Source organism: Mesorhizobium sp. B2-3-11 (assembly GCF_006442215.1).
Taxonomy (GTDB): Bacteria; Pseudomonadota; Alphaproteobacteria; order Rhizobiales; family Rhizobiaceae; genus Mesorhizobium; species Mesorhizobium salmacidum.
In genome coordinates, this window is record NZ_VFVS01000010.1 from 58,049 (window position 1) to 71,825 (window position 13,777).

Annotated in this window: 15 protein-coding genes; 8 read left to right on the top strand and 7 right to left on the bottom strand. The window is 62.7% G+C overall.

Going from position 1 to position 13,777, the window contains the following annotated elements; all coding sequences use genetic code 11:
- Window positions 1-61: 61 nt before the first annotated feature.
- Window positions 62-1,471: a PLP-dependent aminotransferase family protein gene (locus tag FJ960_RS15485; protein WP_140715081.1), complete on the top strand. Its 1,410-nt coding sequence runs from the start codon at window positions 62-64 to the stop codon at window positions 1,469-1,471.
- A gap of 76 nt (window positions 1,472-1,547) precedes the next feature.
- Here the strand turns inward: FJ960_RS15485 and FJ960_RS29515 are convergent, their stop codons facing one another.
- Complete coding sequence (locus FJ960_RS29515) at window positions 1,548-1,712, bottom strand: hypothetical protein (RefSeq protein WP_167531216.1); 165 nt, start codon at window positions 1,710-1,712, stop codon at window positions 1,548-1,550.
- A gap of 246 nt (window positions 1,713-1,958) precedes the next feature.
- Here FJ960_RS29515 and purL point away from each other — a divergent pair, with 246 nt between their 5' ends.
- The 5 genes from purL (at window position 1,959) to FJ960_RS15510 (ending at window position 7,057) form a co-directional block, all read left to right on the top strand.
- On the top strand, window positions 1,959-4,190 hold the full coding sequence (gene purL / locus FJ960_RS15490) for a phosphoribosylformylglycinamidine synthase subunit PurL (protein WP_140715083.1): 2,232 nt from the start codon (window positions 1,959-1,961) through the stop codon (window positions 4,188-4,190).
- A 7-nt stretch (window positions 4,191-4,197) separates the two neighbouring features.
- Window positions 4,198-4,785 carry a hypothetical protein gene (locus tag FJ960_RS15495; protein ID WP_246672841.1) on the top strand — a complete coding sequence of 196 codons (588 nt, stop codon included), beginning with the start codon at window positions 4,198-4,200 and terminating at the stop codon, window positions 4,783-4,785.
- A 122-nt stretch (window positions 4,786-4,907) separates the two neighbouring features.
- Complete coding sequence (locus FJ960_RS15500; protein ID WP_015318146.1) at window positions 4,908-5,141, top strand: BolA family transcriptional regulator; 234 nt, start codon at window positions 4,908-4,910, stop codon at window positions 5,139-5,141.
- A gap of 151 nt (window positions 5,142-5,292) precedes the next feature.
- On the top strand, window positions 5,293-5,628 hold the full coding sequence (gene grxD, locus FJ960_RS15505) for a Grx4 family monothiol glutaredoxin (protein WP_013895877.1): 336 nt from the start codon (window positions 5,293-5,295) through the stop codon (window positions 5,626-5,628).
- Window positions 5,629-5,833: 205 nt separating this feature from the next.
- Window positions 5,834-7,057, top strand: coding sequence for a multidrug effflux MFS transporter (locus FJ960_RS15510; protein ID WP_181174253.1), 1,224 nt, complete (start codon window positions 5,834-5,836; stop codon window positions 7,055-7,057).
- Between the two features lie 30 nt (window positions 7,058-7,087).
- On the opposite strand, the gene FJ960_RS15515 is transcribed toward FJ960_RS15510, so the two are convergent.
- The 3 genes from FJ960_RS15515 to rpsD all read right to left on the bottom strand — a co-directional run bounded on the left by FJ960_RS15515 (window position 7,088) and on the right by rpsD (window position 9,546).
- Entirely contained in the window at window positions 7,088-7,915 is an 828-nt protein-coding gene (locus FJ960_RS15515) for an inositol monophosphatase family protein (protein WP_140715085.1), read from the bottom strand.
- Window positions 7,905-8,792, bottom strand: coding sequence for a tRNA 2-thiocytidine(32) synthetase TtcA (ttcA, locus tag FJ960_RS15520; protein ID WP_140715087.1), 888 nt, complete (start codon window positions 8,790-8,792; stop codon window positions 7,905-7,907). The genes FJ960_RS15515 and ttcA overlap by 11 nt, the downstream gene beginning before the upstream one ends.
- 136 nt (window positions 8,793-8,928) lie before the next feature.
- Window positions 8,929-9,546: a 30S ribosomal protein S4 gene (rpsD, locus tag FJ960_RS15525; RefSeq protein ID WP_140715089.1), complete on the bottom strand. Its 618-nt coding sequence runs from the start codon at window positions 9,544-9,546 to the stop codon at window positions 8,929-8,931.
- A gap of 377 nt (window positions 9,547-9,923) precedes the next feature.
- Between rpsD and FJ960_RS15530 the strand changes: the two genes are divergently transcribed.
- Entirely contained in the window at window positions 9,924-10,121 is a 198-nt protein-coding gene (locus tag FJ960_RS15530; protein ID WP_140715091.1) for a hypothetical protein, read from the top strand.
- 86 nt (window positions 10,122-10,207) lie between these two features.
- Here the strand turns inward: FJ960_RS15530 and FJ960_RS15535 are convergent, their stop codons facing one another.
- Complete coding sequence (locus FJ960_RS15535) at window positions 10,208-10,390, bottom strand: DUF3008 family protein (RefSeq protein WP_015318153.1); 183 nt, start codon at window positions 10,388-10,390, stop codon at window positions 10,208-10,210.
- 156 nt (window positions 10,391-10,546) lie between these two features.
- On the opposite strand from FJ960_RS15535, the gene FJ960_RS15540 reads away from it, so the two are divergent.
- Window positions 10,547-11,929 (top strand): RNB domain-containing ribonuclease, encoded by a 1,383-nt coding sequence (locus FJ960_RS15540; RefSeq protein ID WP_140715093.1) that lies wholly within the window; start codon window positions 10,547-10,549, stop codon window positions 11,927-11,929.
- Here the strand turns inward: FJ960_RS15540 and murI are convergent.
- Together murI and FJ960_RS15550 are read right to left on the bottom strand one after the other, a co-directional pair.
- Complete coding sequence (murI, locus tag FJ960_RS15545; RefSeq protein WP_140715095.1) at window positions 11,873-12,742, bottom strand: glutamate racemase; 870 nt, start codon at window positions 12,740-12,742, stop codon at window positions 11,873-11,875. The genes FJ960_RS15540 and murI overlap by 57 nt on opposite strands.
- A complete protein-coding gene (locus tag FJ960_RS15550; RefSeq protein ID WP_140715097.1) occupies window positions 12,735-13,658 on the bottom strand; it encodes an RNA methyltransferase in 924 nt (307 codons plus the stop codon). Before FJ960_RS15550 ends, murI begins: the two co-directional genes overlap by 8 nt.
- Window positions 13,659-13,777 lie beyond the last annotated feature (119 nt).

The following is a 13,777-nucleotide window of genomic DNA, read 5'->3' on the forward strand; positions in this document are numbered from 1 at the left end:
TTTTAGCGCGCTATTGATATGTATTGACTCCCGAAACGGTGCAATATAGAAAATTGTCACCATGACAAATTGGGTTCCAGATCTCACGGGTTCAGGTCCGCTGTATCAGCGCCTCGCAGACGCCATTGAAGCGGATATCGACCGGGGTGTGATCGGGGCCGGGGCAAAGCTGCCGCCACAGCGCGATCTCGCCTACGACATCGGCGCCACGGTCGGCACGGTCGGCCGGGCCTACCAATTGCTGCGTGAGCGCGGTCTTGTCAGTGGCGAGGTCGGACGGGGGACCTATGTGCTGGGAGAGAACGTTGGCGTTACAGAGCCAGAGGAGCCCGACACCAGTGTCGAAGGCACGCGTTATGCCGATGCCCCCAAGGGCAAGCTGCGTTTCGACAGCACGGCGGCCCCTGACATGGGCCAGGGCGCCATTGTTGCCGACGTCCTCTCGCGCGCCGCGCAGGACCATCCGCATGAGATTTCGAGCTACACGCGCGATTTCCCGGATCGCTGGTACGAAGCCGGCGCCCGGTGGCTGTCACGGAACGCCTTCCGGCCAGCGGTCGACACAATCGTCCCCACTCTCGGCACTCATGCCGCGGTGATGGCCGCGATCGCGGCCCTCACCACGCCCGGCGACTATGTCGCCTTCGAGCACCTCACCTACTCGCAGATTTCCCGCAGCGCCGGCCTGATAGGCCGGCGCACCGCGCTGGTGGCATCGGATGATGAAGGCCTTGATCCAGCGGATTTCGAACGCGTCTGCGCGCAAAAGCATCCCAAGATGATATTTCTGATGCCAACGGCGCAGAATCCGACCTTGGTGACCTTGTCGTCGGCGCGCCGTGAGGCGATCGCGCGTGTCGCCCGTGAATACAATGTCATCCTGATCGAGGATGACCTCTACGGCCATCTGACCGACGACCCGACACCACTGCTTGCCGAATTTGCGCCTGAACGCACCATCATTGCCGGTGGCTTGTCGAAATCGGTCGCGGCCGGCCTGCGTGGCGGCTGGCTCTCCTGCCCGCCTGCCTATCGCCACCGCATCCGGGTCGCCCACAAGATGATGACCGGCGGCATGCCATTCCTGTTGGCGGAGGTGAATTCCCGGCTGGTGCTTTCCGGTCAGGCCAGCGAAATCCGCAGACGCAGCATCGCGGAGATCAGCGCCCGCATGGCCATAGTGCGCGAACGCTTGACAGGCTTCTCATTCAAATCGCACGACAAAGTGCCGTTCGTCTGGCTCACCCTGCCCGATCCCTGGCTTTCCGGCACGTTCAAGAATGCCTGCCTGGAGCATGGCGTGCTGATCGACGATGAGGATGAGTTCAAGGCGGGGCGCTCGGAGCGGGTTTTTCATGGGGTGCGGTTCGGCGTCTCGCAGCCGAAGCGGCGCGAGGATATTGCCGGCGGCGTCACGGTGATCAGGCGGCTGCTGGACGAGGGCCGCGCAGGCTACGACAGTTTTTCCTAGCCATTCGCGGCCACCCGCCCTGCTAGCCTCGAGACGCCGCCTTCGCGAAACCGAGACTTGTCAGAACCGGATCGGATCAGCCTTCGGCCTTGAAGTTCTTGGCTTCCTTCTCGGCCTTGTCCTTGCCGTGCTTTTCAGCCAATTCCTTGGCTTGCCGGGGTGAAACATCGGTGGTCTCCGCGATATGGAGAGCCTCCTTGTCCGAGAGGCGATTGTCGTTCTTGCCTTGCTTGGTAGCCATCGTGCTGTCTCCTGAGTGATAGGAATCTAACGGCTGGGACACCATGGCGTTCCCCATTTGGCTATGTGGGAGCTTCAATCGCTGGCCTGGCGCCTCTCATTGCTCACGAGAGAGCCTGCCGCGATCCATCGTGGTCATCACCCTGTTCCTTTCTGCCTTTTTCCTCAGCCGACGGGTGTATCGACCGCAAAGCTTGCGATAAGAGGAGACTCAAAATCCCTGCTCCATGGACATAAATCGCCGCCCATGACCATTTCCAATTCCATGCCGATCACATCAGAGCTCATCGCCGCGCATGGGCTGAAGCCCGATGAGTATCAGCGCATCCTCGACCTCGTCGGACGCGAACCGAGCTTTACCGAACTCGGGATCTTCTCGGCAATGTGGAACGAGCACTGCTCCTACAAATCCTCGAAGAAATGGCTGCGCACCTTGCCGACCACCGGTCCGCAGGTCATCCAGGGCCCGGGCGAGAATGCCGGCGTGGTCGACATCGGTGATGGCGACTGCGTCGTCTTCAAGATGGAAAGCCACAACCACCCCTCCTTCATCGAGCCTTATCAGGGTGCGGCGACCGGCGTCGGCGGCATCTTGCGCGACGTCTTCACCATGGGCGCGCGGCCGATCGCGGCCATGAACGCGCTGCGCTTCGGTGCTCCCGACCATCCCAAGACCAGGCATCTCGTCGCCGGAGTGGTTTCCGGTGTCGGCGGCTACGGCAATGCCTTCGGCGTGCCGACGGTCGGCGGCGAGGTCAATTTCGACGCTCGCTACAACGGCAACATCCTGGTCAATGCCTTTGCCGCGGGCCTTGCCAAGACGGACGCCATCTTCCTGTCAGAGGCAAAGGGGGTCGGCCTGCCGGTCGTCTATCTCGGTGCCAAGACCGGCCGCGACGGTGTCGGCGGCGCCACCATGGCCTCGGCCGAGTTCGACGACAAGATCGACGAGAAGCGCCCGACCGTGCAGGTCGGCGATCCCTTCACCGAAAAATGCCTGCTCGAGGCCTCTCTCGAACTGATGGCCTCGGGCGCGGTCATCGCCATCCAAGACATGGGTGCGGCCGGCCTTACCTGTTCGGCGGTCGAGATGGGCGCCAAGGGCGACCTCGGGATCGAGCTCGACCTCGACAAGGTGCCGGTGCGCGAAGAGCGCATGAGCGCCTACGAGATGATGCTGTCGGAAAGCCAGGAGCGCATGCTGATGGTGCTGCGCCCCGAAAAGGAAAAGGAAGCCGAGGCGATCTTCCACAAATGGGGCCTCGACTTTGCCATCGTCGGCAAGACCACGGACGATCTGCGCTTCCGCGTGCGGCACCAGGGCGACGAGGTCGCCAACCTGCCGATCAAGGACCTTGGCGACAAGGCACCGGAATACGATCGCCCGTGGGTCGAGCCGAAGAAGCCTGCGCCGCTTGCCGCCAACGATATCCCGCAAGCCGACCTCGCCGATGCGCTGCTGAAGCTGCTTGGCGGACCGGACCTGTCTTCGCGTCGCTGGGTGTGGGAACAATACGACACGCTCATCCAGGGCAATTCGCTGCAGCTTCCGGGCGGCGATGCCGGCGTGGTGCGCGTCGAGGGACATCCGACCAAGGCGCTGGCCTTCTCCTCCGACGTGACGCCGCGCTACTGCGAAGCCGATCCCTATGAGGGCGGCAAGCAGGCCGTCGCCGAATGCTGGCGCAACCTGACCGCCACGGGCGCGCTGCCGCTCGCCGCCACCGACAATCTCAATTTCGGCAATCCCGAACGGCCAGAAATCATGGGCCAGCTGGTCGGCGCGGTGAAAGGCATTGGCGATGCCTGCCGGGCGCTGGGTTTCCCGATCGTATCGGGCAACGTCTCGCTCTACAACGAGACCAACGGCCAGGGCATCCTGCCGACACCGACCATCGGCGGCGTCGGCCTGATATCGGACTGGTCGAAGATGGCGCGGATCGGTTTCGCCGCGGAAGGCCAGATGATCCTGCTGGTGGGCGCGCCGGCTTCCTGGGGAACGCATCTTGGCCAGTCGGCGTATATGCGCGATATCCACGGCCGCAGCGATGGCCCGCCTCCGCCGGTCGATCTCGAGCACGAGAAGCGCGTCGGCGACCATGTGCGCTCGTTGATCGCGTCCGGCGTCGTCACGGCGGCGCATGACGTCTCCGACGGCGGCATCGTGGTGGCGCTGGCCGAAATGGCGATGGCATCCGGCATTGGCGCGACCGTTCCCGGACTGGTCGGTACCGATCCGATCCCGGTCTGGTTTGGCGAAGACCAGGGCCGCTATCTCCTGACGCTGTCGATCGATCCCCACGGCGATGAATGGGACGCTATTCGCAAGCAGCAGGGCGAACTCGGCATCTTCGCGCCGTGGATCGGCTCGACGGGCGGCAACGCGCTGAAGCTCGGCGATGCCAGGGCAATCCCGGTCAGCGATCTGACCGCCGCCCATGAAGGCTGGTTCCCGCGCTTCATGGACCAGACCAGCTGACGAGAGCATGATCCCGAAAAGTGAAAACCGGTTTTCTCGGACAAACGGAAAGCCGTTTTGTCCAGAGATCCTGCTCAATCATAAGAAACTGGCCCTACGGGCGCTGCTTGCGGTCGTCTTCTGGCCGTCGCTGTTCTTTTTCTGGTGCCTCGGGCCGTTCGTCTTCTTCCTGCTGTCGACGACCTCGAGCGAGGTTTGCCCCAGGCTGGAAACACGCGCCGAGTTTCTCGCCGCGGCCAACGATACGCTTCCGATGCTGGTCCTGCAGAACCTCATCTATGCGGTTCCGGTTGTCTGCCTGGTGCTTTGGAACTGGCTCATGCCGGACCAGGCGCGGACAAGACACGTCGTCACCTGCATCAAGCTTTTCGCCGTCTCGGCCGTTTTGGGGGCCTTGTGGGAGTATGGCTCTTCGCTTGTCTGCGATGGCTACGGCCAGCCGTTCTTCTCGCCCGCCTGGCGGGTGACCAGCTATCTGCCGATCGCCAACCTGGCGGTCAACACTCCGCTCTACGTGCTGGTTTTCAGTCTGGGCCGCGCCTTCTCGATGCGCGAGGACGAGCCGGCGCAGGGGCCGGGTGAAACCATCTCCTGAACACCAACAGAACGAACTCCGGACGGAACCGCTTCAATCCGGATTGGAAAGGCTTTAGGCTCGCCCGACTCTCATCGCATGGGCCGCCGCGCCGCCGCCCTCCCGGAACAGGAATTTCTGCAATGGCAATGGACGCCCACGATATCGAAAAACTGATCAAGGACGGCATACCGGACGCCCGCGTGACGATCCGCGATCTCGCCGGCGATGGCGACCACTACGCGGCCGAAGTCGTGGCCGAGAGCTTTCGGGGAAAGAGCCGCGTTCAGCAGCACCAGATGGTCTATGACGCGCTGAAGGGCAATATGGGCGGCGTGCTGCACGCGCTGGCGCTGCAGACCAGCGTTCCCGACTGAGGCATTTCCACCCGACAAGCTTGGCCCAAAACAGCCCATTCTTTGCGCCATTCGGGTGATGGCATGGCTAAAGTCTTGTTTCGGGCAACCTATGGGTTTATTTGAAAGACATGCTTCGAGCCTGACTCCCACAGGCGTGAAAGGATATTCCATGAGCGGTATCAACGACTACATCGACAACGAAGTGAAGGGCAACGACGTCGTCCTTTTCATGAAGGGCACGCCCGGCTTTCCGCAATGCGGGTTTTCCGGCCAGGTCGTCCAGATCCTCGACTATATCGGCGCCGACTACAAAGGCGTGAACGTCCTGGACTCCGCCGAACTGCGCCAGGGCATCAAGGATTATTCCAACTGGCCGACGATCCCGCAGCTCTATGTCAAGGGCGAATTCGTCGGCGGCTGCGATATCATTCGCGAAATGTTCCAGGCCGGCGAGTTGCAGACCTTCCTGGTCGAGAAGGGCGTCAGCGTCAAAGGCGCCGCCTAATTCAGCCAAGGCATGTCGACACCGACATGCCTTGGGCACCGGGGCAGCCCACCTCGGTAATTTTACATCCCGGCTCCCGGGACTAGGACGAGGCAATGCGCCGGCCCGCCGGCGCGTTTTCGTTTGAGAGATCGGACTTGCCGTGGACCAGCAGAAATCAGCGCCGCAGGGGGCAAGCGCCTTGCCCGGAGTGAGCAAATTGCCCATTCCGCGCTGGGAGTTCATCGCGCTCTGCGCGGCGCTGATGGCGCTCAATTCGCTGGCCATCGACATCATGCTGCCCGCGCTGCAGCAGATTGGCGCCTCGCTCGGCGTCGAGAATGAAAACCACCGGCAATATGTGATCACCGCCTACATACTGGGTTTCGGCGGTGGCCAACTGTTCTTCGGGCCGATCTCGGACCGGTTCGGACGCCGTTCGCCGCTCGTCGCCGGCCTGATCATCTATGTGGCCGCGGCCGCCGCGGCCGCCATCGCGCCCAGCTTTGAAACACTTTTGCTATGTCGTGTCGTGCAAGGCATCGGCGCGGCCGCCACGCGCGTCATCGCGGTCTCGATCGTGCGCGATACATTCGATGGCCGGCGTATGGCCGAAGTCATGTCGCTGATCTTCATGGTGTTCATGGCCATTCCGGTCGTGGCGCCGGGCATCGGGCAGTTCGTCATGCTGTTCGCGACCTGGCATTGGATATTCGTCACCATGGCCGTCGGCGCCTTGATCGTGTCGGCATGGTCGCTGCTGCGCCTGCCCGAGACGCTGCATCCCGAATATCGCCGGGCACTGACGGTCTCCTCCATTGTCGGCGGCTTCCGCATCGTGCTCACCAACCGCATCGCGCTCTGCTATGCCTTCGCCAGCACGTTCATCTTCGGTGCCATGTTCGGCTTCATCGCCTCGGCGCAGCAGATCTATGTCAACGTCTTCAACGTCGGCGAGATGTTTCCCGTCATCTTCGCCGGTGTCGCGGGCGTGCTCGCCTTCTCCAATTATCTCAACTCGCGCCTCGTCGGCCGCGTCGGCATGCGCCGCCTGTCGCAAAGCGCGCTGCTGCTGTTTCTGGTGATCAGCCTGGCCTGGCTGGTGGTTTCGTTGGAAACGAAGATGCCGCTCTGGCTGTTCATCACCTTCTTTGCCAGCGCCATGCTGCCGTTTGGCTGCCTCGGCGCCAATTTCAACGCGTTGGCCATGGAGCCGCTTGGCCAACTGGCCGGCACGGCGTCATCCATCCTGGGTTTCATGCAGACGTTTCTCGGCGGCATTCTCGGCACGCTGATCGGCCAGGCTTTCAACGGCACGGTGACGCCACTGGCCGCCGGGTTCTGCAGCGTCTCGGTTGCCGCGCTGCTGATGATCCTGATTGCCGAGCGCGGCAAGATGTTCCAGCCGCAGAACGCACCCGTCTCAGGGCACGTCACCGACCTGCACTAGATCTGCCGCAGACGCCGCGTGGAACTTAACCTATTGCGCCCACAGCTCGCGGCGCAGCTCCTGCCAGCTGTCCTGGTCCGGCGCGACAAGCAGGCCGCCGTCGACATGCGAGGGCAGATAGGCGCTGCCGTCGATGCGCGCGGCATGGCCGCCGGCTTCCTGATGGATCAGCACGCCGGGCAGGTGATCCCAGGGCATCAGCTTGTTGTAGACGACAAAATGCGCGTGCCCGCTCGCCAGCAGGCGATATTCGTGCGCAGCGCAGCGATAGGCGAACTGCGACAGTGCCTTGGTCTGGTTGCGTGCAAGGCGTGAGCGCTCCGGTTCGTCGAGATATTGCCAGGAGACCGCGCCGGTCATCTGCGAGATCGGCACGGGTGCCGCCACATGCACTTTCTCCAGGCTGCCGTGGGCATGCCTGATATGGCTGCCGGCGCCCCTGGCGGCGATGAGCCAGTCCTTGCCCACCGGATCATGGATGATGCCCGCGACCGTCTCGCCCCTGACCACGACCGCCAGCATGACGCCGAACAGCGGTACGCCGGATGCGAAATTGAAGGTGCCGTCCACCGGATCGATGGCGAATGCCAGTTCGGCATCGCCCAAGCCATCGAGCAGCGCCGGATTTTCGGAACAGGCCTCCTCGCCCACCATCATGGCCGAGGGATAGCGCTCGCGCAGCCTGGCGGTGATCAGCCGCTCGGCGTTGACATCCGCCTCCGTCACCAGGTCAGCCGCGGAAGTCTTCTGGCGGATATCGCCATCGCCCAATCGGCGAAAGCGCGGCATGATTTCGGCTTGGGCTGCCTCGGCCAGAATGCCGGCCAGCCAGTCGATCGCGGTATCGTCAAATGTCATCGGAAATGTCTTGCCTGGTCGCGAGGGTTTCATTGAGGGCGGCGAAATCGAACAGTTTTCGGTCGAGCAAATGCGACGGCCTGGTGTTGGACAGAGCGCGGATCATCGTGTCCTTGCGGCCAGGCATGCGCTTTTCGATGTCTTCGAGCATCGCCTTCATGGCGTTGCGTTGCAGCCCTTCCTGGCTGCCGCAGAGATCGCAAGGGATGATCGGGAACCGCATCGCGGCAGCGAATTTCTCCAGGTCGACCTCGGCGCAGTAGCTCAGCGGCCGCAACACCATGACGTCGCCGTCGTCGTTGAGCAGTTTTGGCGGCATGGCGGCAAGCCGGCCGCCATGGAACAGGTTCATGAAGAAGGTCTCGAGGATATCCTCGCGATGATGGCCGAGGACCAGGGCCGAGCAGCCCTCCTCGCGGGCGATCCTGTAGAGATGGCCGCGCCGCAGCCGCGAGCACAGCGAGCAATAGGTGCTGCCCTCCGGGAGCTTGTCGGTGACGACCGAGTAGGTGTCCCGGTATTCGATCCGGTGGGCTATGCCGTTGGCGTCGAGATAGTCGGGCAGGATGTGCTTGGGGAAATTCGGCTGACCCTGGTCGAGGTTGCAGGCCAGCAACTCGACCGGCAGCATCCCGCGCCATTTGAGATCAAGCAGCATCGCAAGCAGACCGTAGGAATCCTTGCCGCCCGACAGCGCGACCAGCCAGCGCTCGCCGGGCTTCATCATCGAAAAATCCTCGATCGCCTGGCGGGTCAGCCGCAGCAGCCGCTTGCGCAATTTGTTGAACTCGACCGAGGACGGCACATCAGCGAACAGTGGATGGAAACCACCGTCGGCGACCGGTTCAAGGGTTTCGATGTCTGGCAGCATGTTCATGGCGCGACGGCCCCGGAAATGTGACTTCCGCCCGGATTAACGCATCGGCCGGAAAATCGAAACGGCAAAGCGGATGCCCGAAAACAAAAAGGCCGCCTCGAAGGCGGCCTTTCCGATATCGCAGAAAAGCGTTCGCTTAGCGCGAGTAGAATTCGACGACCAGGTTCGGTTCCATCTGCACGGCGAATGGAACGTCGACGAGGCCCGGGATGCGCGAGAAGGTCGCGACCATCTTGTTGTGATCGGCTTCGATGTAGTCCGGCACGTCGCGCTCGGCGAGCCCGACCGACTCCAGAACGATGACCAGCTGCTTCGACTTTTCGCGCACTTCGATGACATCGCCCGGCTTGCAGCGGTACGAGCCAATGTTGACGCGCTTGCCGTTGACGTTGACGTGGCCGTGGTTGACGAACTGACGGGCGGCGAAGATGGTCGGTACGAACTTGGAGCGGTAGACGACCGCGTCGAGACGCGATTCGAGCAGGCCGATCAGGTTCTCCGAGGTGTCGCCCTTGCGGCGGTCGGCCTCTTCATAGACCTTGCGGAACTGCTTTTCCGAAACATCGCCATAGTGACCCTTCAGCTTCTGCTTGGCGCGCAGCTGCAGGCCGAAATCGGAAAGCTTGCCCTTGCGGCGCTGGCCATGCTGGCCGGGGCCGTATTCACGCTTGTTGACCGGGGACTTCGGGCGGCCCCAGATATTTTCGCCGAGACGGCGGTCGATCTTGTACTTCGCGGATTCGCGCTTGCTCATCGCATTCCCTTTTCAAAACAACACACCCGGCACCTCATGGTCCGGGTGAAGGAAACGCGCCCTCCTCTGGCCTCCGTTTTCGAGACCTGACAGGGTTTTCCCACGCAACGCGGCGGAAAACCCACGGGACACGTCAGTTCAAACAAGGCCAGAAACAGAGAGGGTGACTGACTTTGCGTATATAAAAGAAACACCGGACATCGCTGCCCGGCATTGGCGGCTGGTTAAACCGAGATTTAACCGATGTCAAGCTTGTGAGTAGCGTGGCCAACCACAACCATGTAGCGTTTGCGACGTAGATGCGATGCCGGATTTGGCGGGAGGTTTTGCGCCAGCGGCACAGGAAGAAGGGACTGGAGCTAGAGGAGCCCAACTACATGAAGAAGTTCTTCCTTACCCTGGCAGGCGCGGCGGTGCTTGTAGGCTCGATGGCGGTGGCGCCGGATCCGGCCATGGCGCGCCATTGGCACGGCCACAAACAGGTCTGCCGGGTCATCGTCAAAAAGAGAGTGGTGTGGCGGCATGGTCATCGCAGGGTGATCGTCGAGAGGGTACGGCGCTGCCACCGCTGGTAGGCTGTTCAAGCAACAATCCCAAAGGGCCAGCAAACGCCGCTGGCCCTTTTTTATTTCCAAGACAGTCTGGCTCGAAGCGCTCAATCCTAGGACTTTTTCTCCGGTAGTCCCTTGCGCTTCGTCTCGGCGAATTCCTCGAGCTGCTTTTCATTCATCGATTCATACATGCCCTTGGAAGCGCCTTTGAGCTCGCTTTTCTTGGTCTCGCCACGTTTGGCGGAGAGTGCGGCGCCGGCGGCCTTCTGCTGGGCTTTCGAGGTGGCTGGCATGGCGGTTCTCCTTTGCTGTCAGGAGAAACGCCGCGCTTCGGCGGCGGTTCCAGCGCCAGTGGCCCATTCCGGTCCGCTCGGTGCCAGCCGGTGGCCGGCCTTGGCGATTTTCGTTGGTACCTTCCCGTGTCCGGAACCCCAGTGTAGGACGACTGAATGAAATCCCTGACCGATCCCTCACAGGCTCTCTCCACCGGCCTGGCGAAAATCCGCACCGAATTACACGTGCCGGATGGATTTCCAGCTGATGTAGTTGCCGCGGCGGAGGCGGCGGCCAAACGCGTGCCCGACCAGCATGCCGATCGAAAGGCGATGCCCTTCGTCACGCTCGATCCGGCTGCCTCCACCGATCTCGATCAGGCGTTCTCGATCGAGGCGAGCGGTGGTGATCTTCTGCTGCATTATGCCATTGCCGACGTGGCCTGGTTCGTCGAGGACGGCGACGCGGTGGATCTCGAAGCCTGGACGCGGGGCGAGACACTTTACTTGCCGGACGGCAAGGCCGGACTCTACCCGCCGGTGATTGCCGAGGGTGCGGCAAGCCTGTTGCCGGATGGACCCCGTCCAGCTGTTATCTTCACGGTCCGGATTGCGCAGGACGGTGCAACGAAGTTGGACGGTGCGGAGCGGGCAATCATTCAAAGCCGCGCCAAGCTCGCCTACGACAGCGTGAAGGCTTCCGACGTTCCGGCCGGCTTTGCCGAAATGGCGTTGCGCATGGCAAAGAACGAACAGCGTCGCGGGGCTTCCCGCGTCGACCCACCCGAGCAGGAGGTGGAAAGGCTTGCCGATGGCACATACCGGCTTTCGTTCAGACCGCTGCTGCAATCCGAGCAGGACAACGCAGCACTTTCGCTGGCCGCCAACATGGCGATTGCCGATGCCATGCTTGCGCACCACACCGGCTTGTTCCGGGTGATGTCGGGGCCGGATGCTTTCAAGGTTCAAAGATTGCGCAACGCGGCACAGGCTCTCGGACTGTCCTGGCCGGCCTCCACCGGTTTGCGAGACTATCAGCGAACCCTCGATCCGACCGATCCGCGACAAGCAGCACTGATGCTGGAAATCCGCCATGCAAGCCCCGGCGCGTCTTATCAAGCCTATCATGACGGCGTTATCCCATGGCATGAGGCCATGGCTGCGACCTATGCCCATGCAACGGCACCACTCCGACGGCTTGCCGATCGCCATGTCGTGCGCTGCGCGCTAGCCATCGCCAACGGCCAGCCCGTGCCCCAGGCTGTCACCGACGCGTTCGCCAGATTGCCGAAGGCTATGGGACGTGCGGATAGCCGCGCTTCGCAGATCAACCATGCAGCCATCGACCTTGCCGAGGCAATAATGCTCAGGGGACGCGAGGGGGAGATTTTCAAAGCCGTCGTCACCGACTTCGTCGACCATGGCGTGCGTGTTCAGCTTGCCGACATGCCTGTCGTCGCCACCGTAAAGGCCTCCGGCCTCAGACAGGGCGACGGTCTGACGCTAAGGCTGGTCCTGGCCGATCCGGATCAACGCAGCATCGTCTTCGAACCTGTTTGAATGGCGGGCAGTTCCGCCACTGTCTAAGTGCACGGTCAGCCCAAAGCCCTGCATAAGGCGGCTGACGGCGAAATCCGCCTTGCCCGAGGTGAAGACCGCGATATCGGGCTCGCCTTGCGGCAGCGCCCCATCGATGGGCGGCATTAGCGAAAGGACGCGCCGTGCGATCGCCTCGGCCGGATCGATCCAGTCGACCGGCCAGGGCGCCGTCTTGCGCATGCGGTTGACCAGAAAGGGATAGTGCGTGCAGGCCAGCACAACGATATCGGTGCGCATGCCGTCGCGCTCGATAAAGCACGGCGCGATCTCGGCGCGCACGGCCTCCTCGTCGACGAAGCCCTCGCGCATGTAGGCTTCGGACAGACCCGCCAGCCGGTCGCTGCCGACCAGGCGGACATGGCATTTCTGCGCCCATTTGGCGATCAGGTCGCGCGTGTACTGGCGCTTTACCGTGCCCGGGGTCGCCAACACCGAGACCAGGCCCGAGCGCGTGCGCTCGGCCGCCGGCTTGACCGCCGGCACCGTGCCGACGAAGGGATGGCCGGGAAAGGTATCGCGCAGCGCATCGATCACCAGCGTCGAGGCGGTGTTGCAGGCAATGACCGAAAGGGCCGGCGCAAACCGGTCGAGCAGTCTGGCGAACAGCTCCAGTATATGGGCCCGCAGCGCCGGCTCTTCCCAGGCGCCAAAGGGAAAGGCGGCATCGTCGGCGACATAGATGAAGCGACGGTCGGGCATCAGCACGCGCGCCTCGCGCAACACGGTGAGCCCGCCGACGCCGGAATCGAACATCAGGATCGGCTGGTCAGTCATTGTCGGTTCCCTTGCCGCCGAGCGGCGGCGTGTCCGCGTCGTCGCCACTAGCGTCCGGCACCACCCGGCCAGCAGCCTCCGCCTTGCGGGCGCGCGCGGCGGCCGCGGGCAAACGCCTCGGATCATCGCCCGGCGACCCATCGCCGCGCGGCATCGCCGGTGAGAACCGGTCTAGTGACGAGATGATGCCGCGCAACACCTTGAGCTCCGGTTCGGCAAAGCCGGCGCGCGTCAGCACGGCGCGCAGATTGTCGACCATTTTCGGCTTCTTCGGCGCCGGTCGGAAATAGCCGCGCGCCTCCAATGCGCCTTCCAGATAGGCGAACAGGCCGTGCAATTCTTCCTTGCTTGCAGGCTTCATCTCCGGCCCCGTAAAGTTTGTCCTGGTCTCGTCCTCCAGGCCCGACTTCATCCACTCATAGGACATCAGCAAGGCCGCCTGGGCGATGTTGAGCGAGGAGAAGTCGGGATCGACCGGGAAAGTGACGATCTCGTCGGCGAGGCCAACCTCGTCATTGTAGAGACCGAAGCGTTCGCGTCCGAACAGGATGCCGGTGCGTTGTCCCAATTCGTATCGGGCACGCAGCATCCTGCCTGCTTCCACCGGGCCGCGCACGGATTTGAAGCCGTCGCGCTGCCTGGCGGTAGTGGCGAAGACGAAGTTCAGGTCGGCGAGCGCCGTGGCCAGGTCGTCAAAAACCTTGACGGCATCAATGACATGGTCGGCACGGCTGGCGGCGGCGCGCGCCTTCTCGCTCGGCCAGCCGTCGCGCGGGTTGACTAGGCGCAGCTCCGAAAGTCCGAAATTGGCCATGGCGCGGGCGACCATGCCGATGTTCTCGCCAAGCTGCGGCTCGACCAGAATGATCGCCGGGCCGGCGGCTGCGGGGTTAGCGGAATCTTTGGTAATGGGCATGATTGTCAATGAACTGCTGTTTGCGGCATTTCAGCGTCCCCTGCCATATTCGACCGGGAAAATGAAGCATTCGCAAATGGCAGCGGTCACGGCCTCGCATTCGTGACCGATCGCCGTTT